General features: G+C 57.6%; 23 protein-coding genes. 13 read left to right on the forward strand and 10 right to left on the reverse strand.

Going from position 1 to position 24,933, the window contains the following annotated elements:
• Positions 1-2: 2 nt before the first annotated feature.
• Positions 3-1,346, reverse strand: coding sequence for a Na(+)-translocating NADH-quinone reductase subunit A (locus tag ACB040_RS11815; protein ID WP_005349684.1), 1,344 nt, complete (start codon positions 1,344-1,346; stop codon positions 3-5).
• A 434-nt stretch (positions 1,347-1,780) separates the two neighbouring features.
• Positions 1,781-2,095 carry a BolA family transcriptional regulator gene (locus ACB040_RS11820; RefSeq protein WP_005349687.1) on the reverse strand — a complete coding sequence of 105 codons (315 nt, stop codon included), beginning with the start codon at positions 2,093-2,095 and terminating at the stop codon, positions 1,781-1,783.
• 204 nt (positions 2,096-2,299) lie between these two features.
• Here ACB040_RS11820 and ACB040_RS11825 point away from each other — a divergent pair, with 204 nt between their 5' ends.
• The 5 genes from ACB040_RS11825 (at position 2,300) to ACB040_RS11845 (ending at position 7,191) form a co-directional block, all read left to right on the forward strand.
• Positions 2,300-3,433: a methyltransferase gene (locus ACB040_RS11825; RefSeq protein WP_371154887.1), complete on the forward strand. Its 1,134-nt coding sequence runs from the start codon at positions 2,300-2,302 to the stop codon at positions 3,431-3,433.
• A 17-nt stretch (positions 3,434-3,450) separates the two neighbouring features.
• The gene (locus ACB040_RS11830; protein WP_005349692.1) at positions 3,451-4,035 is read left to right on the forward strand and encodes a YajG family lipoprotein; all 585 of its coding nucleotides are present in this window, start codon (positions 3,451-3,453) and stop codon (positions 4,033-4,035) included.
• A 2-nt stretch (positions 4,036-4,037) separates the two neighbouring features.
• The gene (locus ACB040_RS11835; RefSeq protein ID WP_201932827.1) at positions 4,038-4,625 is read left to right on the forward strand and encodes a peptidylprolyl isomerase; all 588 of its coding nucleotides are present in this window, start codon (positions 4,038-4,040) and stop codon (positions 4,623-4,625) included.
• A 172-nt stretch (positions 4,626-4,797) separates the two neighbouring features.
• Complete coding sequence (locus ACB040_RS11840) at positions 4,798-6,177, forward strand: MFS transporter (protein ID WP_371154889.1); 1,380 nt, start codon at positions 4,798-4,800, stop codon at positions 6,175-6,177.
• A 156-nt stretch (positions 6,178-6,333) separates the two neighbouring features.
• The gene (locus tag ACB040_RS11845; protein ID WP_201937321.1) at positions 6,334-7,191 is read left to right on the forward strand and encodes an outer membrane protein OmpK; all 858 of its coding nucleotides are present in this window, start codon (positions 6,334-6,336) and stop codon (positions 7,189-7,191) included.
• A gap of 107 nt (positions 7,192-7,298) precedes the next feature.
• On the opposite strand, the gene ACB040_RS11850 is transcribed toward ACB040_RS11845, so the two are convergent.
• On the reverse strand, positions 7,299-7,781 hold the full coding sequence (locus ACB040_RS11850) for a YajQ family cyclic di-GMP-binding protein (protein ID WP_005338634.1): 483 nt from the start codon (positions 7,779-7,781) through the stop codon (positions 7,299-7,301).
• A gap of 200 nt (positions 7,782-7,981) precedes the next feature.
• Between ACB040_RS11850 and ACB040_RS11855 the strand changes: the two genes are divergently transcribed.
• The gene (locus ACB040_RS11855) at positions 7,982-8,935 is read left to right on the forward strand and encodes a ketopantoate reductase family protein (protein ID WP_371154892.1); all 954 of its coding nucleotides are present in this window, start codon (positions 7,982-7,984) and stop codon (positions 8,933-8,935) included.
• A gap of 37 nt (positions 8,936-8,972) precedes the next feature.
• Positions 8,973-9,533 (forward strand): DJ-1 family glyoxalase III, encoded by a 561-nt coding sequence (locus tag ACB040_RS11860; RefSeq protein WP_088869978.1) that lies wholly within the window; start codon positions 8,973-8,975, stop codon positions 9,531-9,533.
• Between the two features lie 110 nt (positions 9,534-9,643).
• On the opposite strand, the gene ACB040_RS11865 is transcribed toward ACB040_RS11860, so the two are convergent.
• Positions 9,644-9,850 carry a hypothetical protein gene (locus ACB040_RS11865; RefSeq protein WP_058058255.1) on the reverse strand — a complete coding sequence of 69 codons (207 nt, stop codon included), beginning with the start codon at positions 9,848-9,850 and terminating at the stop codon, positions 9,644-9,646.
• A 131-nt stretch (positions 9,851-9,981) separates the two neighbouring features.
• On the opposite strand from ACB040_RS11865, the gene dinB reads away from it, so the two are divergent.
• The 6 genes from dinB to rlmM all read left to right on the forward strand — a co-directional run bounded on the left by dinB (position 9,982) and on the right by rlmM (position 16,597).
• Complete coding sequence (gene dinB, locus ACB040_RS11870; RefSeq protein WP_031227617.1) at positions 9,982-11,037, forward strand: DNA polymerase IV; 1,056 nt, start codon at positions 9,982-9,984, stop codon at positions 11,035-11,037.
• Between the two features lie 66 nt (positions 11,038-11,103).
• Positions 11,104-13,245 (forward strand): methyl-accepting chemotaxis protein, encoded by a 2,142-nt coding sequence (locus ACB040_RS11875; RefSeq protein ID WP_204385168.1) that lies wholly within the window; start codon positions 11,104-11,106, stop codon positions 13,243-13,245.
• Positions 13,246-13,529: 284 nt separating this feature from the next.
• Positions 13,530-14,450 carry a transcriptional regulator GcvA gene (locus ACB040_RS11880; protein ID WP_005338622.1) on the forward strand — a complete coding sequence of 307 codons (921 nt, stop codon included), beginning with the start codon at positions 13,530-13,532 and terminating at the stop codon, positions 14,448-14,450.
• The gene (locus ACB040_RS11885; RefSeq protein ID WP_338774034.1) at positions 14,443-15,072 is read left to right on the forward strand and encodes an alpha/beta family hydrolase; all 630 of its coding nucleotides are present in this window, start codon (positions 14,443-14,445) and stop codon (positions 15,070-15,072) included. The genes ACB040_RS11880 and ACB040_RS11885 overlap by 8 nt, the downstream gene beginning before the upstream one ends.
• 51 nt (positions 15,073-15,123) lie before the next feature.
• Positions 15,124-15,510: a DUF423 domain-containing protein gene (locus tag ACB040_RS11890; RefSeq protein WP_005358623.1), complete on the forward strand. Its 387-nt coding sequence runs from the start codon at positions 15,124-15,126 to the stop codon at positions 15,508-15,510.
• On the forward strand, positions 15,503-16,597 hold the full coding sequence (gene rlmM, locus ACB040_RS11895) for a 23S rRNA (cytidine(2498)-2'-O)-methyltransferase RlmM (protein WP_338774038.1): 1,095 nt from the start codon (positions 15,503-15,505) through the stop codon (positions 16,595-16,597). Before ACB040_RS11890 ends, rlmM begins: the two co-directional genes overlap by 8 nt.
• 82 nt (positions 16,598-16,679) lie before the next feature.
• Here the strand turns inward: rlmM and ACB040_RS11900 are convergent, their stop codons facing one another.
• From ACB040_RS11900 to ACB040_RS11925, 6 genes are all read right to left on the reverse strand, one after another.
• Positions 16,680-17,138, reverse strand: coding sequence for a hypothetical protein (locus tag ACB040_RS11900; RefSeq protein ID WP_005349721.1), 459 nt, complete (start codon positions 17,136-17,138; stop codon positions 16,680-16,682).
• A gap of 117 nt (positions 17,139-17,255) precedes the next feature.
• The gene (locus tag ACB040_RS11905) at positions 17,256-18,263 is read right to left on the reverse strand and encodes an isocitrate dehydrogenase (RefSeq protein ID WP_267516976.1); all 1,008 of its coding nucleotides are present in this window, start codon (positions 18,261-18,263) and stop codon (positions 17,256-17,258) included.
• A gap of 159 nt (positions 18,264-18,422) precedes the next feature.
• The gene (gene xni / locus ACB040_RS11910; RefSeq protein ID WP_040068493.1) at positions 18,423-19,223 is read right to left on the reverse strand and encodes a flap endonuclease Xni; all 801 of its coding nucleotides are present in this window, start codon (positions 19,221-19,223) and stop codon (positions 18,423-18,425) included.
• A 135-nt stretch (positions 19,224-19,358) separates the two neighbouring features.
• Entirely contained in the window at positions 19,359-20,714 is a 1,356-nt protein-coding gene (ppnN, locus tag ACB040_RS11915; RefSeq protein WP_005338611.1) for a nucleotide 5'-monophosphate nucleosidase PpnN, read from the reverse strand.
• 148 nt (positions 20,715-20,862) lie between these two features.
• Positions 20,863-22,479: a diguanylate cyclase gene (locus ACB040_RS11920; protein ID WP_103251876.1), complete on the reverse strand. Its 1,617-nt coding sequence runs from the start codon at positions 22,477-22,479 to the stop codon at positions 20,863-20,865.
• A gap of 83 nt (positions 22,480-22,562) precedes the next feature.
• Positions 22,563-24,845, reverse strand: coding sequence for a hypothetical protein (locus ACB040_RS11925; RefSeq protein ID WP_005338609.1), 2,283 nt, complete (start codon positions 24,843-24,845; stop codon positions 22,563-22,565).
• Between the last annotated feature and the right edge of the window lie 88 nt (positions 24,846-24,933).

Genomic DNA, 24,933 nt, shown 5'->3' on the forward strand with positions numbered 1-24,933 from the left:
GCTTAACCTTCCAGTTCAATCTTGGTCAGGCACTCACGCAAGATCGGGCCGTACTCTGTCTTGCCGGGGCAGACAAAGGTACAGAGCGCCAAATCTTCCTCATCCAGCTCCAGGCAGCCCAGTGCTTGCGCACCGTCGGTATCGCCGGAGACCATGTCCCGCAGCAGCAGGGTCGGCAGGATGTCGAGTGGCATCACCCGCTCATAGTTGCCGATAGGCACCATGGAACGGTCACTACCGTTGGTAGTGGTGGTGAAGTTGATCAGCTTGCCCTTCATCAGATGAGAGAGGGTGGTACGGGTGATAGAGAACTTGTTGGCGCTGGGGTTGATCCAGCCCAGGAACTCTTTCTCGCGACCTTCACCCAGCACGCAAACCTGATTGTGGTAGCGGCCCAGGTAGTCGTGAACACCTTCGGCTTTGGCACCACTCAGGATAGAACCGGAGATGATACGGTTTTCGTCGGCACGCAGCTCATTGTTGGTGAGCTGGCTGATGCAGGCGCCCAGACGGGTACGCAACAGACGCGGCTTGAGCACGTTCGGGCCAGCCAGCGCGATCACCTTGTCAGTGAAGATCTGACCGGTGGTGAACAGCTTGCCGAATGCGATCACATCCTGATAGTTGATGTGCCACTGCACCTTGGTGCTGCTGACCGGATCCAGGAAGTGGATATGGGTACCCGGCAGACCGGCAGGGTGCGGACCAACGAAAATCTCTTCCTTGACCTGAGCCAGCGGAGAGTGGGGCAGACTGCCTTCGCCTTTACAGACGTAGACGGCGCCGTCGGTCAGACGGGTCAATACGGCCAGACCATCGAGGAAGGCCTGCGGCTGTTCCTTGATAATCAGCTCGGCATCGGCTGCCAGCGGGTTGGTGTCCATTGCAGTCACAAAGATGGCGCGCGGGGCAGACGCTACCGCGGGGACTTTGCTGAACGGACGGGTACGCAACGCAGTCCACTGACCTGATGCGACCAGGATCTCTTGCACCTTGCTGCGCTCGAGCTTGGCCAGCTCGGCAGAGGCAAAATGCTCAAACGTCACCTGTTCATCGGAACCGTCGAGGTCGATGACCACAGACTGGAGAACACGTTTGGCACCACGGTTGATCTCTGAAACCACACCGGTGGCAGGAGCTGTGAATTTAACGCCCGGATTCTTCTTGTCTTCAAAAAGATCCTGACCTTTGATGACGCGATCACCTACTTTGACGAACATAGTAGGTCGCATCCCCACAAACTCCTCGCCCAGTGTCGCAACACGGGTGATGGCGGGGCCATCGTAGATTACTTGCTCTGGCGCACCCAGCACGGGGATGTCCAGTCCTCTTTTGATTGTAATCATACTTACTTGCACTACCGTTACGGGAGAGGTTGGTTAGCGCCGAGAAATACATCACGACGGGTGGTTGAATGAGTCGATGTTGTGGTTGTGCCAGGTGGGCAGGCTCAACAATTATTCAACATGCAGGCTCACTCAAAAGCGCTTGAGTTTACCACTTAAGGTGCATTTTCTGCCATGCCAAATGGGCAAAATCCCCGTGCCATCACAAAATTAACCTGCAATGAATAAGCCCCCGACACCTTGTAAGTAGTGGTTTTAAAGGTTTTTTTATTTCGATACCTCGATGGGGGTATTTGCCGTTGTCTCCACTATCAGCAAAAAGCCTTGATGCCGAAATATACCCCCTTGGATGTAGCCTTTTCGGGGCCAATGGGGGAAATATGTTTAATTTTTGTTAGCAGGTTCTCGAGGGAAATCCTGTGGTACAACCGGTTTCAGGAGAGTGACGGTTTGCCAACGCAGCTCGGGGTGCGCGGGGCGTGGCCTTTTTCCTGCCACTCGGTCTCTGTGTAGGTATGCAACGCCAGTGCATGAACGGCACCGGCCAGCTCATCGGCCAGCACCGCATTGACCTGACGATGACGGGCCAGCAGCCGCTGCCCTGCAAATTGCTCGCTGACGATCACCACCTTGAAGTGGCTCTCAGATCCCGGTTCCACACGGTGCATGTGGCTCTCGTTGATCACCTCCAGCACGGTGGGGGAGAGGGCGGCGGTCAGCTTGGCTTCAATCAGTTGTTGGATGGTCATCGGATCGGCTTCCAGAGTGAATGTCGGGCCATTCTATCGGCAGTCGCGGGATGGAATAAGCCCCCATAAGAGGGAAATCACCCGTCAGTTGCCCCCTTGATGCGCATCGAACTGGTGAAATTCCTGCTCCTCGCTAGAATAGCGCCACTTTGCGTCGCCCCTGGCGCCTGTATACACGAATCAAGCCGAGGTTGGACTCTTCCTATGCAAACCCTTCTCGACACTCCCCATTGCCAGCTCACGCTCTACCGCTATCCGCGCCAGAGTCAGGAGACCCTGCAAGCCTGGGATGCGGCTGACGAATACCTGATCAACACCCTGGCGGAGTCTCCCCTCGAGCAGGCGGGCCCCGTCATCATCATGAATGACGGTTTTGGCGCGCTCGCCGCCTATCTGCATCCGCACTCCCCCTGCTGCGTCACCGACTCCTACATCAGTGAGCGGGCGACCCTGGCCAATCTGGCCGAAAACGGACTGGATGCGGGTGGTATCCGCTTGCAGGATGCGCTGGCGCCGCTGCCCGATGCCCCTGCGCTGGTGGTGATCAAGGTCTCCAAATATCAGGCACTGCTGGAGCAGCAACTGCTGGTGCTGCGGGAGGTGGTGACACCGGCAACCCGCGTTATCGCTGCCGGCAAGGCGAAGGATATTCATACCTCCACCCTCAAGTTGTTCGAGAAGTATCTGGGGCCTACCCGTACCTCGCTGGCCTGGAAGAAGGCGCGCCTCATTCACTGCGAGCCGCAGGCAGAACGTCCCGCGCTGGCCAACCCCTTCCCGACTGTCTGGCCGCTGGAGGGGAGTGGCATGCATATCCACAACCATGCCAATGTCTTCTCGCGCACCAGTCTCGATATTGGTGCTCGCTTTATGCTGGACAACCTGCCCATCCACAGTGCCCGCAAGGTGATCGATCTGGGCTGTGGCAACGGGGTGCTGGGTCTGTCGCTGCTCGCCAAAGACAGCGAGGTGGAGGTGACCTTTATCGATGAATCCTATATGGCCGTTGCCTCGGCACAGCTCAACGTTGAGCACAATCTGCCTGATGCACTGCCGCGCGCCCGCTTTATGGTCAATAACTGTCTCGACGGGGTGGCGGTCGGCTCGGCGGATCGGATCCTCTGCAACCCTCCTTTCCATCAGCTACAGGCGATCACCGATCATATCGCCTGGCAGATGTTCAGCGATGCGCACCGGGTGTTGCCTCAAGGGGGTGAACTCTGGATAGTAGGCAACCGTCATCTGGACTATCACAACAAACTCAAGCGCTTGTTTGCCAACGCACAAGTCGTTGCGTCGAACAGCAAATTCGTTATTTTGAAAGCCATCAAACGCTAAAGCCAAAGGAAACCATGATGAAAAAGTCACTCTTGCTGCTGGCCGCCCTGATGCTGGGCGGGTGTGCCACTCATTGGCCGGAGACGGCGCTGCTCAATCCGCAGGTGATCCCCGCCAACCAGCAATACTACTCTGGCAATCGCATCACCATGGAAGGGGTAGACAAGCGTGAGGCTGCCTACGTCTTTTCCATCAAACATAAAGAGAAAGCGCCCGTGCTGGTCAACAGTGAGCGTCCGCTCAACCTGCTGATGGCCGAGCGGCTGGCCGAAGGGCTGCGCAGCCAGGGTCTGGAAGTGGGCAACAGTGGCACCACCAACCTGACGCTGGTGATATCCAACGCCGCAGTCAATGTGGAAGAGAAGACCTTTACCTATGTCACCAAGTCCCGCGTCAGCCTGCAGGTGATCGCCGATTTCCAGGGCAACCGTCTGACCAAGCAGTTCAACATGTCCTCCAGCAAGGAGAGCCCGAGCGAGCCAAGCATGGCCGATCTGGAGTCTACACTGAACCTGCAACTGGGTAGCGTGCTGCAGCAGATCATGGCCGATGATGCGCTGCGCGGTTACCTGAAAGGTCAACCGAACGGTGCAGGGGTCTGATGATGAAAAAACTTTGGTTGCTGGCCATGCTGATCGCCCCGCTGGCGTTCGCGGGCCCGAAAGTCAGAATGGAGACCAACCACGGCAATATCGTGGTGGAGCTGGCGTCCAAGCAGGCGCCCCAGACGGTGAAGAACTTCCTGCGTTACGTGGCTGATGGCAGCTATGACGGCAGCATCTTCCACCGGGTGATCCAGGATTTCGTGGTGCAGGGTGGGGGCTACAACCAGCAGTTCCAGCAACTGCCGACTTATGAGCCTGTGGTCAACGAGTCGCGCGGCGGTCTGCCCAACAAGCGTGGCTCCATCGCTATGGCTCGCACCCAGGCGGTCGACAGCGCTACTCGCCAGTTCTACTTCAATCTGGTCGACAACAATAACCTCAACGCCGGTGGCGCCGCGGGTTATACCGTGTTCGGTCAGGTGGTGCAGGGGATGGAGGTGTTGGACAAGCTTGCTCAGGTACAGACCGGTTACAGCCCCATTCTGCGTGCCAACGATGTGCCGACCAGTCCCATCATTCTGAAGAAGGTGTTCTTGCTGGCAGAAACTCCGGCAGACAAGAAAGTCGACAAGAAAGCGGGCAAGTAATCCTCGCCGGACGCGGTTCGTCACCTCGCCTCGTCAGATCACAATACAAGGCTCATCCCGTTCGGGATGGGCCTTTTCTCTATCCGGGCTTCTTTTGTCTATCTCTTTGCTTGCCTTGGCTATCTGCCATCAACCTGCCAAAATGACGCACTTTTCCAAAGTCGTCAGGTAGTTGAACATGATCCGCAAACCAAGCTGGAGAGAGTCCCTCGCCGTCTATCTAGAATTTCGGGTGTTTATTCTCTTTGCCATGGGTTTTTCATCGGGTCTGCCGCTGCTGCTGGTGTTCGGTACCCTCTCATTCTGGTTGCGCGAGGCCGATGTCAGCCTGACCGATATCGGCTATATGAGCTGGGTGGCGCTTGCCTATGGCTTTAAGTGGTTGTGGTCGCCGCTGGTGGATCGCATGCCGCTGCCGTTGCTCTCCACGCTGCTGGGGCGTCGCCGCAGCTGGATGTTCTTCTCCCAGCTGCTGATTGCCGCCGCGCTGGTAGGCATGGCGTTCTGCGATCCCAAGACCGAGCTGGCCCAGCTGGCGATGTTTGCCCTGCTGGTGGCCTTTGCCTCGGCCACGCAGGATATCGTCATCGACGCCTATCGCATCGAATCCGCCCCCGAGCGGCTACAGGCGGCGATGGCTGCTTCTTACATGACCGGTTACCGACTGGCGATGATCATGGCGGGCGCCGGTGCGCTGGCGCTGGCGGCGTGGTTTGGCAGCAATAGTGGCTATGACTATCGTGGCTGGCAGATTACCTATCTGGTGATGGCGGGTCTGATGTCACTCGGGGTCATCACCACGCTGTTTTGCCACGAGCCGGATATCGATCTGGCCGAGCAGGGCAAACAACAGGCCGAACGCAAGGCGCAGCTCCTGGAAAAAGGGTGGCCTGCGCTGCTGGCGAGTGCGGGGGCCTGGGCTTATGAGGCGATCTGGTGTCCGTTTGCCGACTTCTTTCGTCGCTATGGCAGCTCGGCGCTGCTGATCCTGGCTCTGATCGCCTGCTATCGGGTTGCCGATGTGGTGATGGGGGTGATGTCCAACAGCTTCTATGTGGATATGCAGTTCAGCAAGACTGAGGTTGCCACTATTACCAAGGTGTTTGGCGTCATCATGACGCTAGTGGGGGCTGCGCTGGGGGGCGTGCTGGTGATGCGCTTCGGTACGCTGCGCATCCTGTTCTTGGGGGCGCTGCTCACTGCCAGCACCAACCTGCTGTTTGCTCTGCTCAATCAGGTTGGTCACAACCTGGAACTGCTGACCCTGATCATCTCGCTGGATAACCTCAGTGCCGGTATCGCTACTGCGGCCTTTGTGACCTATCTCTCCAGCCTGACCAATGTGGCATTTTCGGCCACTCAGTACGCCCTGTTCAGCTCGGTAATGTTGCTGCTACCCAAGTTGCTGGCCGGTTTTTCCGGGCAGGTTGTGGAGCAGATTGGCTACAGTGCCTTCTTTGTCGGAACCAGTTTATTGGGCTTGCCAGTGTTGTTGTTGATTGTGCTTGTCGCCAGAAAAGGGAGTGAGTTGCTCTCAACGGCTGACAAATAGCAAGCGTTTGCGTAGAATCGGGGGTGATTAGATTCACACTTCCGGATAAAGTTCCCGAGAAGTTGTTTCACCCCCAATTTTATTTGATTAGAATCCCTCTCGCTCCTTGTGGGCAGGCTACGGAAAACCTCAACTAACGCACAAGAGACCAATAAAATGGCCAAATTTACCAAGACTCTGATCGCTGCCGGTCTGCTGGCTGCTGCCGCTACCCCGGCCTTCGCTGCTGACTACAGCGGTGATATCCACAAGAATGATTACAAGTGGTATCAGTTCAACGTAATGCATACGATTGACCAGATGCCTTATAGCAACGAAACCGGTGGCTATAACGACACTTATCTGGAAATGGAGTTTGGTGGTCGTTCCGGTATTTTTGACCTGTATGGTTATGTCGACGTTTTTGATATTTTTGACTCCAAGCACAGCGACAAGCACAACGGCGACAACCTCTACATGAAGTTTGCTCCCCGTGTTTCTCTGGATGCGCTGACTGGTCAGGATCTCTCTTTTGGCCCAGTTCAGGAAGTCTATGTTGCTACTCTCTTTAACGTGGGTGGTCCGCATGGATTGTTTGAGTCCATGGTTGGTCTGGGTACTGACGTACAGGTACCGTGGTTTGGCAAGGTTGGTATGAACCTGTACAAACGCCATGTCAACGAATCTGGCAGCATCAATGATGACGGTGAGAAAGTATTCACTGGCGGTGAAGGTTGGAACGGTCAGCAGTTCTCCATGAACTGGTTCAAACCTTTCTACACCTTCTCCAATGGCAGCTTCGTCTCTTACCAAGGCTATCTGGATTACACCTGGGGCATGAAAGAGTCTACTCACTCTGACGGTCTGGGTACCTTCCACGGTATCTACTGGCACTCCGATCGCTACGCGGTTGGTTACGGTCTGAAGTACTTCAACGAAATCTACGGTATCGATAATGGTCACTCTTTCGACGGTAAGAATCACCTGAAGACTACCGGTTTCGGCCACTACTTCTCTGTTACCTACAAGTTCTAATAAAACTTGGGGTACAAAAAACCGGAGCATCTGCTCCGGTTTTTTTATGGCCGCGATTTAGATAGCGTGGCGCGAGTCATCAAGTGCGCCACGGCTGAGTGGATAAATCAGTCGCGGAAGTTCTGGAACTGCATCGGTTGACCCAGTTCGGCGCCACGGACCAGTGCCATGGTCTCTTGCAGATCGTCACGCTTCTTGCCGGTGACACGTACTTCATCACCCTGGATGGCGACCTGTACCTTGATCTTGGAGTCCTTGATCAGCTTGACCAGCTTCTTGGCGATCTCTTTCTCGATCCCCTGCTTGAACTTGACGGTCAGGTGGAAGCGTTTGCCGGAGTGAACGGAGTCACCCACTTCCATGGAGCTGTTTTCGATGTTGCGCTTGAGCAGGGCACCGCGCAGGATTTCTACCATCTGCTTGAGCTGGAAATCGGCATCGGCTTCCAGCTTTACCTCTTCCTTGTTCAACTCGAAGCTGGCTTCTACCCCACGAAAATCGAAACGGGTGGCCAGTTCACGATTGGCGTTGTCGACTGCGTTCAACACCTCGTTCATTTTGACTTCAGAGACAATATCGAATGACGGCATAGCCGGAGCTCCTCATGTTGCGTTATCGGGGGGCAAATCTACCAGAAAACGGGCAAATTTGCTGATTTTGATGGGGTTGCTCTGCTAGAATCCCCTGCGCACAGGACAGGTGGACCCGTTAGTGTCCATCAGCGACATCTTCACTTATCCCCGGTAACAGGTTGAGAGGATTGCAACCCTTACCCTGACAGAGTCACACCATGCCAAGCGGATTAAAAAATTCCCGACAGCCCGTTATTCCACCCGTTACTCCGAAGTGGTCACTGTTGGGTTGTGGCGCCCTCGGCGGCGTTTTTGCCTCCCTGCTGACCCAGAGTGGTCAATCTACCCGTGTCTTGTTGCGCGAACATCATAAGTCCACGCTCCATCCGGGGATCGATTTCACCTCGCTGGAGGGACATGTCCAGCTGCTCAATATTGAGCGCGGATTTGTCAGCAAACCCGGCAAGATCCAGCGTCTGCTGGTGATGACCAAGGCCAGTCAGGTGATTGCCGCACTGACGCCGCTGGTGGGCAATCTGGATGCCGGCGTGCCGATCGTGCTGCTGCACAACGGGATGGGCATTGCCGAGCAGGTGGTCGAGATGTTCCCGCACAATCCGGTGATTGCCGGTGTCACCAGCCATGGCGCCATGCAGTGCGGCCATTTTGTCTTCCGTCATACTGGCAAGGGTGAAACCTGGCTTGGCCCGATCAACGACGCAGCCAAGGCCCACGCCGCGCTCGCGGATGAGCTGGCGCTGGCACTGGGGCAGGCTGGTTGGGATGAGCAGGTATTGACGCGCCAGTGGCAAAAGCTGGCCATCAACTGTGCCATCAATCCCCTGACGGCCCTCTACAAGCTGAAAAATGGCGAGCTGGCTGGCCCCCGTTTTGCCGATGCCCTGCAGCAGATCTGTGTGGAAGTGGCGGATGTGATGTGTGCCGAAGGAGTTGCGACCACGGCAGATGAGTTGCAACGCCGGGTGCTGACAGTGGTGGAACTGACCGCTGACAATTACTCCTCCATGCATCAGGATATGGAGCTGGGACGCGAGACCGAGATTGAGGCCATCACCGGCTTCCTGTTGTCCAAGGCAGCCCGGCATGGCATCGCCGTGCCAGTCAATCAGGGTCTCTATCAGGCGATCAAAGAGAAGAGTCAGGCCGTCTGATCTTTTACATGGCAGAGCAAGCTGCAAGGAGGCGAACGTGAGTGTACTGGTGCTGGTGGCCCCCGGGTCGGAAGAGATAGAGACGGTCGCGATTGTCGATACCCTGGTGCGCGCCAGTATCGAGGTGGTGCTGGCTTCTTGTTGCCCTGCCGGATCTCGGCAGGTGAAGGCATCGCGCGGGGTGCAGCTGGTGGCTGATTGTCATATCGACGAGCTGACTCGTCGGGACTTTGAAGCCATCGTGGTACCCGGTGGTTTGCCCGGCAGCGAAGTGATCCGCGATACCCCGCTGGCCATCGATCTGCTCAAAGAGCAGGCCGCTCTTGGTCGCTGGCGCGCTGCCATCTGCGCCGCCCCTGTGGTGGTGTTGCAACATCACGGCCTGCTGGATGGTGCCATCGTCACCTGTCATCCCGGCTTTCAGTCCCGACTACCGACATCGCAGCTGTCACGTGAGCGGGTCGTCAGGGATGAGGCTCATCGCCTTATCACCAGTCAGGGGCCGGGCAGTGCCATCGAGTTTGCCCTTGAACTGGTTCGGGTGCTGCGCGGTGATGACGTGGCTACCGCCGTGGCTGGCCCTATGGTGCAGCCTTGAGCGCACTCTGCTGCAGAATCAAGCTGGCCATGCTTTGAAAACGGGCCCCGGTCATCTTGATCGGGGCCCGCTTGTTATCTGCCGTTGTCGGTCACGCCATCTTGTCCGGCTCAGTAGTCGTACTGTTTGCACTCCTTCTTGCGAAACTCTTCACGCCAGCGTGACAACTCTTGCTCTGTGCCGAGCTTGTCCCCTTTCTTGATAGCCTGTTCCAGTATCTCAATCCGGTCGTACAGCCAGCGGCACTCTGCTGTCGGGTTGTTCTTGCCGATGCCGGTCAACGGCAGCAAACAGAGTCCCAGCCAAAGATATTTCATCCCGAACGCTCCTTGTCATTGTGGTGGTAAAGGTCTCCTTGGAGTCTACTATTTTAGCCGCAACGAGAGAGATAGAGCCGCGGTTATCCTTGGGGTAAGATGATGCCATGTCTGTTTATTTATACAGTGGTATGCGCAAGATCATCCATATCGACATGGACTGCTTTTTTGCCGCGGTGGAGATGCGGGACAATCCGGCGTTGCGGGAGGTGCCGCTCGCCATCGGTGGGGCCTCCGAGCGGCGCGGTGTCATCTCGACCTGCAACTATGTGGCGCGCCGGTTCGGGGTGCGCTCCGCCATGCCAAGCGCGCTGGCGAAAAAACTCTGCCCGCCGCTGGTACTGATCCCGGGGCGAATGGCGGTGTACAAGGATATCTCCCGTCAGCTCAGGGCCATTTTCCTCCGCTATACCGATCAGGTTGAACCGCTGTCACTGGACGAAGCTTACCTCGATGTGACCCACAGTCGTTGCTGTGGCGGCAGCGCCACCCTGATGGCACAAGAGATCCGGCAAGCCATCGTCACCGAACTGGGGTTGACCGCCTCGGCCGGAGTGGCCCCCAACAAGTTTCTCGCCAAGCTCGCCTCGGAGCAGCGCAAGCCTGATGGTCTGTTTGTCATTCGTCCCGACGAAGTGGCCGAATTTGTCTGCCAGTTGCCACTTGGCAAACTGCCCGGGGTGGGGCGCAAGACCGCCGAGCGGCTGGAGGCTCAGGGGCTCTACACCTGTGAGGATGCGCGGGCCTTGTCGGCACAAGAACTGTGCAGCCGTTTTGGCAAGCTGGGGGAGATGCTGACGACCCGGATCTGGGGGCTGGATGAACAGCCGGTGCAGGCGCACCGGATCCGCAAAACCATCGGGGTGGAGACCACCCTGGCGAGCGATGTTTGTGACGAAGCCGCCTGCCTGACGGTCTTGCAGCAACTGCTGCCGGAGCTTGAGCGGCGATTTCAGCTGGCGTGCCCTGCCGAGCAGGTGATGGGGCAGGGAATCAAGCTCAAGTTTGCCGATTTCCACCAGACCACTGTCTATCGCAGTCAGGGTGGCTATCAGCCAGCCTTGTTCGTTCCCCTGCTCAAAGAGGGGTTACAGCGGGCGCAAGGGCGTTCGGTTCGCCTGCTGGGCTTGGTGGTGGGTTTGCCAAAAGAGGGTGAAGTTAATCAACTCTCGCTGGATTTGCTGTGAGAGAGTTAAGTTTTTGTTTATAAAGTCGATAATCTATCCATATCTGTATGACGTAGGAATATTGGCATGAGCGCTCTTTCTGTCCAGGGTCGGATTACCCTGATCGCCGGTTGCTGTCTGTTGGTGACAGCCGCCGCTCTGGTTGCCTCTTCGATTTACAACGCGAACAAGATGCAACAGCAGGTGCGGCAAGCCACCATGCATGAGGCGCAGCAGTCGGCCGAGAACTGGATGAAGGCGATGGGCTCGGAGCAGGCGGCCAAGGTGACCAGCTATCTCGATGAGGCCTATTTCCGCGCCAGTTTGCTGGCGGAGAGCGTGTTGTTCCAGCGCAAGAATGCGGCCGAGAACTTTGTCCATTCGGAGGCGCTGCGCAGCGCCGTCAATCAGCAACTGCACGATGCCGTTGCCTCATCGACCAATCTGCTTGGTGTCTACGCGGTGTTCGAGCCTGATCAGCTGGATGGGGAAGACAGCAACTATCAGGGCTCAACGGCGCTGGGTTCCAACGACAAGGGGCGTTTTTCCAGTTACTGGGCCTATGACAACGGCAAGATTGAGCCGGAAGTGCAGAATGAGGATGTACTGGCCGATGAGAGCCCGACCGAGGCGGGTGGAATCGAAAACGAGTGGTATCGCTGCAGTATTCGCACCCGTGCCCTCTGCCTGCTGGAGCCCTATCTGGACGATGTGGGCGATAAACAGATATTGATGACCTCGGTGACGGTCCCGCTGCTGGAGCAGGAGACCTTGCTGGGGATGGTCGGGGTCGATATCTCGCTGGCCACTTTGCAGAGTCTGGTCAGCACCATGGACAAGGAGCTCTATGAGGGCAAGGGCAGAATATTGCTGGTCAGTCACGAGGGGCGCGTGGCGGGAGCCGATGAGTTCGATGTGACCATGGGGCGCGGGTTGGATCAGAAGTATCAGGGGCTGGCCAGCGAGCTGAAAGGCTGGCTCAGTCAGGGGCAGGAGCTGACTCGCTGGAGCAGCGATGGCACCTTGTTGCAGACCTTTGTCCCGGTATCCATGCGTGGCACCGACCGTAAATGGGGCATCTACATTGAATTGCCACGGGCCGTAGTGCTGGCTTCGGCCCAGCAACTGCAAGATGAGCTGGCCAGTGAGGCCAATCGCAGCGTGGTCTCGCAGTTGTCGATTGGAGTGCTGATCTCGCTGGTGGCCCTGAGCTTTATCTGGTTGATGGCGCGCCAGATTGTGGCGCCCATCCGCGCTGTAGTTGCCCGTCTCAAGGATATCGCCAGCGGCGAGGGGGATTTGACCCAGCGTATCGAGATCCAGCGGCAAGACGAGATCGGCGAACTGGCCAAGTGGTTCAACAGCTTCCTCAACAAGTTGCAATCCACCATCAGTCAGGTGATTGATACCGTCTCCGGTACGCGTAACAGTGCCGAGCGAGCTGCGCAGGTGGCCGAGCGCACCAGCAGCGGCATGCAGGCCCAGTATCAGGAGATCGATCTGGTGGCGACGGCATTTGAAGAGCTGAGCGCCACGGCGTTGCAGGTCTCCGGTAATGCCGGCTCGGCGGTGGCGGCTGCCAACACCACTGACGCCGCGGCGCAAGAGGGCAAATATGTCGTTGCCGACACCCAGGAGGCGATGCGCAAGCTGATGACCATCATCAACGATGCTCAGCCGGTGGTGGAGCGGCTCTCGGCCAACAGCGACAACATTAATGACATTCTTATCGTGATCCAGGGGATTGCCGAGCAGACCAACTTGCTGGCGCTGAATGCGGCTATTGAAGCGGCGCGGGCCGGTGAGCAGGGCCGTGGCTTTGCCGTGGTGGCTGATGAGGTGCGCAATCTGGCGGGTCGCACCCAGAATGCCATCGTCGAGATACAGACCCTGATCAGCCAACTGCAATCCGGTACCGGCGCCGTGGTCAAGGCGATCCGCGATGGTCATGGTCAGGCTGACGAGACGCTCGCCAAGGTGGATCTCTCGGTGCAGGTGCTGGAGCAGATTATCCAGTCGGTCTCCACCATCCATCAGATGAACGAGCAGATTGCCCGGGCGGCGCAGGAGCAGAGCCGGGTGGCGGACGAGATCAACCGCAACGTCAGCAACATTCGCGATGTGAGCCACACCATACGGGCCGAGGCGGCGACCTCCGCCGAAAATGGTCGCGAGCTCTCTGCGCTGGCTGACAAACAGCAGCAGCTGGTGGGGCAGTTCAAGGTATAGAAGAGATGAAAAAAGGCGCCATCCAGCTGGAGGCGCCAAACACATTCAGATGACAGACTGGGTCAAACCGGTGAGATTTGAGCCCCTCTTCCCGCAGAGGAAGAAACACAACACCACAATCGCAGTCGAAAGACTCACTAAAAACACATGTAAACCAACACGTAGTAGAAAATGTGAGCCATATGACGACTGATTGCTGGGCGAATTATGTTTATTCACTGGTCGACCCGCAACCGACAAATTATAATGCGCCCCATTAGAAAAACTCATCGTCGGCTGGTGTCATGTCTCGTCGTCTACCCCCGCTCAATGCCCTCAAGGCCTTTGAAGCAGCGGCTCGTCACTTAAGCTTTACCCGCGCAGCAGAAGAGTTGTTTGTGACTCAGGCTGCCATCAGTCACCAGATCAAGGCGCTGGAGGAGTATCTTGGCATCAAGCTGTTCCGCCGCAAAAATCGCTCCTTGTTGCTGACCGAAGAGGGGCAGGGCTATTTCCTGGATATCAAGGACATCTTTGCCTCCATCTCAGAGGCGACCGACAAGCTGCTGGCCCGCAGTGCCAAGGGGGCATTGACTGTCAGTTTGCAGCCGAGTTTCGCCATCCAGTGGCTGGTGCCGCGGTTGGTCAAATTCAGCGAGCGTCATCCTGATATCGATGTACGGATCAAGGCGGTCGACCTTGACGAAGGGTCGCTCACCGACGATGTGGATGTGGCCATCTACTACGGGCGCGGCAACTGGCCGGGTCTGCGCTCGGACAAGCTGCATACCGAATACCTGATCCCGGTCTGCTCCCCCTTGCTGCTGACCGGGCCCAAACCGCTGCGTACGCCGCAAGATTTGACTCTTCATACCCTGCTGCACGATACCTCCCGCCGCGACTGGAAGGCCTGGTTCCGCCAGCTCGATATCGATGCCCCCAACGTCAATCAGGGGCCCATCTTCAGCCACTCCACCATGGTGATCCAGGCGGCGATCCACGGCCAGGGGGTGGCGCTTGGCCACAGCGTGCTGGCACAACCGGAGATTGAGGCCGGCCGCCTTATCTGCCCGTTCGAGCAGGTGCTGGTGAGCAAAAATGCTTTCTATCTGGTGTGCCAGGAACAACAGTCGGATCAGGGCAAGATCGTTGCCTTCCGCGACTGGATGCTGGAGCTGGTGGAGCAGGAAGAGGCGCGTCGCAGGGCAAGGCTCGCCGATGCCTGATGTGATCCTCGAGGGGGCAGTTGATGCCCCCGTTCGCATTTTGCTGGCCCACGGGGCAGGCGCGGGGATGAATCATGTTTTTCTTGCCGAGTTGTCACGCCTGCTGGCTGGCCCCGACATCGAAGTGGTGCGCTTCAACTTTCCCTACATGACAAAGCGTGCACAGGATGGCAAGCGCCGCCCGCCGGACAGAGCGCCTGTGCTGTTCGCCCATTGGCGCGACATGATCCGCGAGTTTGCCCATCCACGGCTGTTTCTGGCGGGCAAGTCGATGGGGGGGCGGATGGCGGCAGAACTCTATCGTGAAGGCGAGGGTGAGATGAATGCTGCAGGATTGCTCATTCTCGGGTATCCTTTCCACCCTCCGGCCAAGCCCGACAGCTGGCGAGGCGAGGTACTCAAGCATATTGCAGTGCCAACTCTGCTGTTGCAGGGGGAGCGCGATACCTTCGGTAGTCGCGCCGAACTGGCCGATTTCCCCTTCTCACCCGCCGTATCGGTCCATTGGTTGACCGATGGTGATCATGGTTTCAAACCGCGTAAAGCCAGTGGCGTGAGTGAGCAGGAGAATATGCAGCATGCAGCGGCGGCCATCAGCCATTTTGTGGCCCGACATGGATAGCACGAGAGGGTTGGTTTGATTGCCAGCCGTGATGAGAGAGGGAGTGTGAGGATGCAGATCCATCGACATTGGCTGATACTGGCCGGTCTCTTCGGGTTGACGGCCACCATGCTGGGGGCTTATGGCGCCCATGGATTGGCGGCGACCGGCATTACGCCCGAGCGTCTGGCGGCGTTCAATACCGCCGTGCAATATCAGTTTTTTCACGCATTGGCCCTGCTGGTTCTGGGCTGGTGTGGTGTGCGCAGCAGGGTGATCCACCTGGCTGGCACCGCTTTTGTGCTGGGGATCATCGGATTCTCCGGCAGTATTTACGCCATGGTGCTGCTTGGCAGCAAGGGGCTGGGGTTGATTACTCCGGCCGGTGGCCTCTGTTTTATGTTGGGATGGGCGGCCCTGATCTGGGCTGGCTGTCGTCTTGGAGGAAAAAATGAATAATCTGCTGCTTTATTGCCGCCCCGGTTTTGAGAAAGAGGCGGCTGCAGAGATCACCGAGCGTGCCGGTAACATGCAGTGCTACGGTTTCGCCCGGGTCAAGGACGACAGCGGTTATGTGATCTTCGAACTGTATGACGAGGAGCAGGCGGACCTGCTGGCTCGCAAGCTGCCGTTCCGGGAGCTCATCTTCATCCGCCAGATGCTGGTGGTCACCCATGAGCTGAAGGATCTGGATGTCGCGGACAGGATCTCCCCGATCCTTGAGGCGGTGAGTGACTACACCATTTGTGGCGATCTGCGGGTCGAAACTGCGGATACCAACGAAGCGAAAGAGCTGTCGGCCTTCTGCCGCAAGTTCACCGTGCCGCTGCGTCAGGCGCTGCGCAGCAACGAGATCCTGACCAAGAAGGAGACGCCAAACCGTCCGGTGTTCCACGCCTTCTTTATGGCCAATGATCACGTGTTGCTGGGCTACTCCTATTCGTTCAACAACTCCGGATTCCACATGGGGATCCCGCGCCTGCGCTTCCCGGCCGATGCGCCGAGCCGCTCCAGCCTCAAGCTGGAGGAGGCGTTTTACGTGTTCTTGCCGCGGGAAGAGTGGGATGTGCGTCTCTGCTCAGGCATGAAGGCGGTGGATCTGGGCGCCTGCCCGGGTGGCTGGACCTATCAGCTGGTGCGTCGTGGCATGATGGTGACGGCGGTCGACAACGGCATGATGGCCCAATCCCTGATGGATACCGGTCAGGTCAAGCATATCCGGGATGACGGTTTCGTCTGGCGTCCGAGCAAGAAGAACACCTACTGGCTGGTGTGCGACATGGTCGATAAACCGGCGCGGGTCGTTCACATGATTGCGGACTGGTTCCGTGAGGGTGACTGCCAGGAGGCGATGTTCAACCTCAAGCTGCCGATGAAGAAGCGTTATGCCGAGTCGGTGCACAATATCGAGGTATTGCGCGAGATGCTCAAGGAGATCGACAACGCGTTCGTGATCCAGGCCAAGCAGCTCTATCACGATCGAGAAGAGATCACCGTACATGTTTACAACAAGTACTGGGTCTCCAAACTCGAGCCCAAGGCGTGATGTAGCAGTTCTGCCCGTACGATAAATACCAAGGCCGACAGGGAAACCTGTCGGCCTTTTGCTATTCGGCTGCCGGAAAATATCAGAAACGGTAATCGAGGCGCAGGGAGGATTCGTCGTCGGTCACCTTGATCTCTATCTGCAGCGGGATGGTTTTGTCGACCGGATTGAATTGCATCTTTATCCCGTCTCCTCTCAGCCTGAGGGCGGTGTTCATTCCGCCAGCCTTGAACTTGACCTTGGGTCTGAAGCGTTCGACCGACAGACTGACGCTCTTTTCCGGGGTCAGATTGAGCTGCGGGTAGGAGGTGATCTTTTGATTGCCAAAGTTGTCGGTGGAGACTTCAATACCAAACGACAGGGGTTTGGGTGCCTTGAGCAGGTCGTTGGTATTCAGGCTCGAGCGCCATACCTCGGTGGCAGTCCGTTTTTCCTGCTGTGGCAGTTTGGCGGTTTGGGTCTGTTGATCCTGCTCGAAAGCACTGGCAGTACCACACACTAGCATCAGGCCCGACACCAGATAGCACCCGTATCCCTTCATGAAAAACACTCCCTGTTCTTTTTCTCTATTGAACATAGTTGCTGTTTAGGGAGTGGCAAAGGATTCGGAAACATAAAAAAGGGAGCCGAAGCTCCCTTTTAAAATCAATGAATTAACTCACAGGCGATCGATGATAGCTTGGGTGAATTCGCTGGTGGAAGCCGTTCCACCCAGATCGCGAGTGACCCGCTCACCGGATTCGATGGTGGCTCGTACTGCTTCGCGTATCCGCTCTGCTTTATCCTGCATGCCGAGGTACTCCAGCATCTGGATGGAGGCGAGGATCACCGAGGTCGGGTTGGCAATGTTCTTGCCTGCAATGTCAGGGGCAGAGCCGTGGACCGCTTCGAAGATGGCCGCGCCATCGCCGATGTTGGCGCCGGGCGCCATGCCAAGGCCGCCAACCAGACCGGCGCAAAGATCCGAGAGGATGTCGCCGAACAGGTTGGTGGTGACCATGACATCGAAACGCTCCGGGTACATCACCAGATTCATGCAGGCGGCATCGACGATCATCTCTTCGCTCTGGATATCCGGGTAGTGGCTGGCGATTTCACGGGCCACTTCGAGGAACAGGCCGGAGGTCGACTTGAGGATGTTCGCCTTGTGGATGATGGTGACCTTCTTGCGCCCTTCCTGACGGGCCAGCTCGAAGGCGAACTTGACGATGCGCTCGGCCCCTTCGCGGGTGATGATGCTCATTGCCTCGGCACTCTTGTTGTCATCACTGCGCTTCTGACCTGCACCCGAGTACATCCCTTCGGTGTTTTCACGCACCGTGATGATGTCGATGTTGTCGTAACGGCTTCTGGTGCCCTTGAAGGAGATGACCGGACGCACGTTGGCGTAGAGGTTGAACTTCTTGCGCAGGGAGACGTTAATGGAGGTAAAACCGCCGCCGACCGGTGTGGTCAATGGTCCTTTCAGGCTCACCTTGTTCTTCTCAATCAGATCCAGGGTAGCCTGGGGCAGCAGCTCGCCATGCTTCTCGAGGGCAACCAGACCCGCATCAGCGTATTCGTACTCAAAGTCACAGCCCGCATGGGTCAGGATCTGGATGGCTGATTCAATGATGCTGGGGCCGATGCCGTCGCCGGGGATCACGGTAATTTTTCTTTTGGACATGAGAGGGTTCCACTTCCAGGGTATAGGGGAGGATGGGGCTGCTTTATAGCATTTACTCAGCAAACCAACCACATTCCTTTACATTCTACTCACTTTTATCAACAGCGAGGGTGAGTCTCGTCATGGTTCACGCCCTTGCCTGCATTTTTGTTCGGCACTTCAGTCTGGCTGGGGCGGGTAGCGGATGTCCCGCAGGTTGAATCCCAGCGGAATATCCCGCTGCAAGCGCACCAGCCGCTGGGCCAGCAGGGCCTCATCCTGATGTTGGCGCAGTTTGATCAGTGGCTTGGCGGCGTCCTCTTGCTGGCAGGCTTCGAGCATGGCTGCCAGATTGCCATATTGCTGCAACAGCTGGGTGGCGGTCTTGGGGCCGATCCCCGGAACCCCCTTGATATTGGAACCGCTGATACCGGTCAGGGCCCAGAAGTCGACCAGCTGAGCAGGGGCTACCCCATATTGCTGCTGGACGAAGGCCGCATCCAGCCAGCGTTTGTTGAAGTAGTCGCGCACCCGGATATGCGGGCAGATCAGTTGGCAGAACCCCTTGTCGGTGGAGATGATGGTCGCCTGATGGCCATGGCTGGCGATGCCGCTGGCGAGGGTGGCGATAAGGTCATCCGCTTCATCTGTCTCGGAGAGCAGGGCATCGACACCGCACTCCCAAAAGGCATCCTGCAGGGTCGCCAGCCCTTCACGCAGTTCGGGGGGCATGGGAGTTCGCCCCTCCTTGTAGGCCGGATAGACCTCCTTGCGCCAGCTATGCACCTCGCCATCAAACACGGCAATGACATGGGTCGGCTCGCTATTGGCCAGCAGCTTGCGGCAGGTATTGATAAGGTTGGCGCGGGTTGCAACCAGCGCCTGGGCAGGGGTCAGTGCCTGCTGGGCCTGTACCGCGTGCAGACGGCGAATGAGGTTGAGGGCATCGATGATGAGCAGGTGTGGCCGGATAGTTGACATGGGGCACTCTTGACGGTCGGGACGCCCCATTGTAACAAACCGCTCGCCTTATGGGGGATTGATGGCGGTCGGGAAGGCATTGAGCCAATAAAGAGGGGCGCCGATGCGCCCCTCTGTCGATGATGTATCTGTACCCTAGCGGACAATTTCGTAGCAGGGCACATACTGGCTGCCCGGCAGCTTCATCCGCTGCTGCTTGACGAAGCTCTCCAGCAGCTTGTCCATCAGGTGCATCAGCTCCTTGTCGCCGTGCAGCTTGAAGGGGCCCTTCTTCTCGATGGCGCGAATGCCCCCTTCCTTGACGTTGCCGGCGACGATGCCGGAGAAGGCACGACGCAGGTTGGCGGCCAGCAACTGGGGTGGCTGGTTGCGGTGCAGATCCAGACTGGCCATGCTGGCGTGATCCGGTTCGAAGGGGAGCTGGAACTCCGGCTCAATCTTGAGGGACCAGTTGAAGGAGTAGGCATCGCCGACCGATTTGCGGTATTCGCGGATTTTTGGCATCGCCTCTTTCATCACCCGGGCCACTTCCGGTGCATCGCCGACAATGATCCGGTAGAGCTTGGTCGCCGGTTCACCGAGGGTCGCCTTGATGAAGTCGTCGATGGCACGGAAGTAGTCGGCACTCTCTTTCGGGCCGGTCAGGATGATGGGCATCGGCTGCCGCTCGTTGGCCGGATGCATCATGATGCCGAGCAGATAGAGCAGCTCTTCGGCGGTGCCGACCCCGCCCGGGAAGATGATGATGCCGTGACCGAGGCGTACGAAGGCTTCCAGCCGTTTCTCGATATCCGGCAGGATCACCAGCTCGTTGACGATGGGGTTGGGCGGTTCGGCCGCGATGATGGAGGGTTCGGTCAGGCCGATGTAGCGGCCGTTTCTTACCCGCTGTTTGGCATGGCCGACGGCGGCCCCCTTCATCGGGCCCTCCATGGCGCCAGGGCCACAGCCGGTACAGATGTTCAGCTCACGCAAGCCCAGCTCGCTGCCCACGGCGCGGGTGTACTGGTACTCGATCTCGTTGATGGAGTGGCCACCCCAGCAGACGATCAGGTTGGGATCGGCGCCGGGCAGGATCACCTTGGCGTTGCGCAGAATGGCGAACACCACGTTGGAGATATGAGTGGAGTTGGTCAGATTGACCTGGCGGTTGGACTCGAGCTGATTGGAGACATAGAGAATGTCGCGCAGCACCGAGAAGAGGTGCTCCTGAATGCCGCGAATGATCTCGCCATCGACAAAGGCGTGCTCGGGGGCATTGAACAGTTCCAGCTTGACCCCGCGCTCGCGCCGGATCACATGAATATCGAACGATTTGAAGCGCTCCAGGATCTCCTTGGAGCTGTCGGTATGGCTACCGGAATTGAGCACTGCCAGCGAGCAGTTGCGAAACAGTTGATAGATATCGCTGGAGGCAGTCTGCTTGAGGCGATCCACCTCAAGCTGTGACAGCAAATCCATGCTGCCGACGGGATTGATGTGCGTAATCATAGGTTCCCCTTTACTCACTTGTTATCGTTGTGTTTTTCCCTGGGGAGAAAAGGGGACGCTATGTTGCATCCCCTGGGATCGATAGTAGTGGTAACAGAGGGTGGAGGGAAATAGGGCGACGACTGTTCGCTGTTTTTTTAGCCGCTTGTCAGGCCAGTGTCACTTGATCCCGACCGGTGTGCTTGGAGTGGTAGAGCGCCTTGTCCGCCCGCTCGAACACATCTGACGGGTTGTCCCCATCCTTGAACAGGGTTGCACCGATGGAGATGGTGATCTCCACCTTGGCATCGCGAAAACGGAACGGGATGCTCTTGATGGTCTGGCGCAGGGTCTCCAGCGGCTTCTGGAACTTGTCCGGGTTGATGTTGGGCAGCAACACCACGAACTCTTCCCCACCAAAGCGGGCGATGAAGTCGGTGTCACGCAGTGCACTCTGCAGTGCTTTGGCGACCACTTTCAGTGCCTTGTCACCCGCCATATGGCCGTAGTTGTCATTGATATTCTTGAAGTGATCGATGTCGATGATCGCCATGCAGAGCGGAGTGCGGTAACGAAGCCAACGTTTGTACTCCTGCTCCAGCCGTTCATCGAGGGCGGCCCGGTTGTGCACCTGGGTCAGGCTGTCGAGGAACAGCTTGTGTTTTTGAATGGTCAGCCGCTTCTTGTACTCGGCGGTCTCCTCCTTCATCAAGCGCAGCTTGGACTCCATGGTGGAGAGGCGGGTGAGCAGGTGACGTTCCCGTGCTGCGGTACTTTCCCGTTCTTGAAGCAGCAGGTTGATGGCGCCCATATGGCCGGAGATGGCGCGCTTGAGCGCATCGATGGAGTTATGGCTGGCCAGGGAGTGATCGATCGCCTGCAACTCGTTGACCAGCGCCTCACGGGTCTCGCGGGTTTCGTTTTGCAGCGCACGCCCCTCATCGAGGGATTCGGTAAAGCCGACATGTACCGCGGAGAGGCTCTCGTTGAGGGAGCTGAGAAAGGCGCGGGAGGCTTTACGCTCCTCACGGGTGCCTTCGATGATGAGCTCGATCACCTGCAGGCAGGTTTCCGCCAGCAGGGCAGGGTTGATCCCGATCAGCAGCTGGCGGCGAATGTCGCTCAGGCTCTCGCCGATGGCGCCGGCAAAGTCGAGTTCGGTGATAAGCCGCTGCAGCTCATCGGCGATGCGAGCGTGATCCTTTAGATCAAACGGGTCTACATCGGGCTGGCCATCGTTGCTGGCAGTATCGCTTTCTTGTTGAGTTGCACTTGACTGTGTCAACAGGGGCTGGCTTGGCAGCAGCTGGATCTTGATCGCCTGCTGGTAGAACTCCAGCAGCTTGATCACCTTCTTCTGGTGATCGGCAATGCCGTAACCGACCGGACTTGCCAGAAATTCCTTGAGGGACTTGCGGGTCTCTTCCGGGAAGCCCTTGATGGTTTTCAGCTGTTTGGAACCAAGATCGATGGCAGTTTGAGTCAGGGTGATCGACTCTTCCAGCGCATTGCTGTGCTGCTGCAGCAATTTTTCAATGGCCAGCAGATCCTCGTCTAGCGCGGTAAATGCGGGATTGTTATCCAGTTTCTGCTTGAGCTTGGCGAAGCGATTGTCCAGTTCGCGGTCGAAGCCACGGCAGGAGAGCATCAACTTGTTGATAAACTGGATACCACGGGCACGCTCTGCATCGGAAAACGACAGTACGCCGTCGAGTTCCAGCTGTTTCTGCTGAAGGGATTCCCTGAGTCTTGCCAATTGTCCTGCTACGGCAGCGATGTCATTCATTATCAGGTCGCCCTGTTGTCATTATTGTTTTTGGTGTTGGATAGCAACAGTGGTCGAACCTGGTTTCGATCCTCGCCTGTTATCTACATTATTTCCTGGTGGTTATCGGCTGCCGGCTTCCTTGCAAGGCTGGGCCAATTAACCCATTGCTTTTCATGAGAAGAATTGACTTTTACCAGTCCCTTGTCAATTGCCATCAGGCCGCATTGCCACACATCTCCATTAAAAAATGCCGCTTGTTGGCAATCGATCGCCGCGAGCTCCAACCAGGCGTTTTGCTGGCATTTTTCACTGAGCTGAATGGCTCCCGACAGGGCGAGATAACAGAGGTCAAACAGGCCATTGTGATCGAGCGCGGTCGCCGCTTTCGGCAGGAAGGGGTGACTGACAATCCCGAGGCTGATCTGGCGATCCAGCGGATAGTTGCAAGGGAAGGCGGCGATGGCGGTCAGCAGGTCTCCCGCCAGTTGATGCAGGTTGGTGACGTGACGCTGTGGCACCACATAGAGCATGTGTCCTTCACGCAAGTCATAGATACGGCCATCTTGCGGGGTTAGGGTGTCCATATAGGCACCGAAGGCCTGCTCGATTTCTCTGCTGGCCTGATAGCCGTGGCGCTCCAGCGTATTGACCAGGAAGGGGACCCGGAACAGCAGATAGTGCAGCTTGTCATCGAACTCGCTGGAGGGCTGCTCGCTGAGGTACCAGCGATCCGATTTCAGCTGGCGCTTTGCCATCTCCCGCGGCCAGCGGTTCATTAGCCGCTGCCAGTTGGCCAGACCCGAGCGTGGCTCGATCAGCAGGGCCTCATTGGTCCGTTTCAGTTGCAGGCGGGCAGTACGCAGCTTGAGCCAGAGGGTGAAGAAGAGGTAGATAAAGAGCGCCAGCAGCAGGCTGGTGGTGATACTCGACCAGAGATAGCGCTCCTGCTGATGCTGGCTGTTGTTAAGCCGCTGCTCCAGCTCCTTGATATGTTGCACCCGCTCGACCTGGACATAGTTGTCGCGGATCGCCGCCTGCTCCATGGCCTGCTCCTGCTGGCGCACCTCCTCGCCAAGACGGTGGAAGCGCTTGTAGCTGTCGAGTGCCTGACGCAGATACCCCTTCTGCTCGTAGGCAAGCGACAACAGGCGGAATACCTCGTACTGACGGCGGGTATCGCCGAGCTGATTGGCCAGCGCGCGGGCGTTCTCCAACTGCAGAATGGCGATGGCGGCCTCCTGTTTCTTCAGATAGAGCTCGCCGAGCAGTAGCAGGGTATCGATCAGCGGCTCTTTGGCATCGCTCAGCTCGTGGGACTGACGGGCCGCATTGAGGTAGTTGCTGGCCAGCGAGAGGTTGCCGCTTTGCAGGTAGGTTTTGCCGATTTCGTATTTGAGCAGGGAGGCTTGTGGTCGGTTGCTCCCCTCATCGAGCAGATCCAGCGCATTGAAGAAGTAGACCAGCGCCATATTGAGGTCGCCCTGCTCGCGGTTGAGTCGCGCCAGCACCATCAGGGAGTCACACAGCAGGGAGGGGTTGCCGATGGAGTGGAAGTAGTTGGCCGCCTCATTGGCATACTGCAGCGCTTTCTGGGGCTCCTGCTCCTGCTGGTAGAGTTTGACTATCTGGTTCGACAGTAGGCCGAGAAAGAGTGGGTCGTTGAGGCTTTTGGCCTGTTGCTGGGCATCGATATATTCCCCCAGCGCCAGCTGTGGCTGCTGCAGCGCGCGATAGAGGTCGCCGCTGATGGCGCTGACCCAGGCACTGGCGAGGGGATTGGGGGTCTTGGCGGCCCAGATCCGCGCATCTGCCAAGTGGGCCTTGGCATCATCGAAGTGCTGGTTCTCGATGTCGTAGCTGGTGCGTTGCAGGCGGCCATAAATCTGGAGCTGGCTCTGCTTGAGCGTGGGGACGGCCAACTGTTCGTCCAGTTGATCCATCAGGGCGCGGCTGGTGCTCTGGTTATCCGGTTTGAGGGCCTGACTGCGGATCTTGAGATAGAGGCCGTGGGCCTTGAGTTCCGGTTGCCGCTCTTTGTCTGCCAGCGCCATCGCCTTGTCGAGCGCTTGCTGGGTGGCTTGATATTGACCCAGTTGCAGCAGACACTCCCCTTTGAGCAGATGGGCGCCGATGGTCTGGGCCGCCGTGCTGTAGCTCAGGATGGGTTCGCGATAACCGAACTCCTGGCGATTACTGATGATTTGCTGGGGATTATTGGCTGCGCGCGTCAGGAAGGCGGTGGTGATCTGGACGCATCTGGCAGGATCGGTCAGTACCATCGATTGCGCTTGTTGCAGATCGATAGAGAGTTGCTCCTTGTCCAGATCCAGATTCGGAGCTGACAGGGAGGACATCATCATGGCCAGAAAAAACAGTTGATTCATTGGATTAAGGACGGCGCAGAGGTGTTGGCATGTTATCCAAGCCCCCCCCTGCGAGTCCAGCGTTTACTGTGGTTTGCTGGTGGCCGGC

This window comes from Aeromonas sp. S11(2024), from assembly GCF_041402345.1.
Lineage (GTDB): Bacteria > Pseudomonadota > Gammaproteobacteria > Enterobacterales > Aeromonadaceae > Aeromonas > Aeromonas veronii.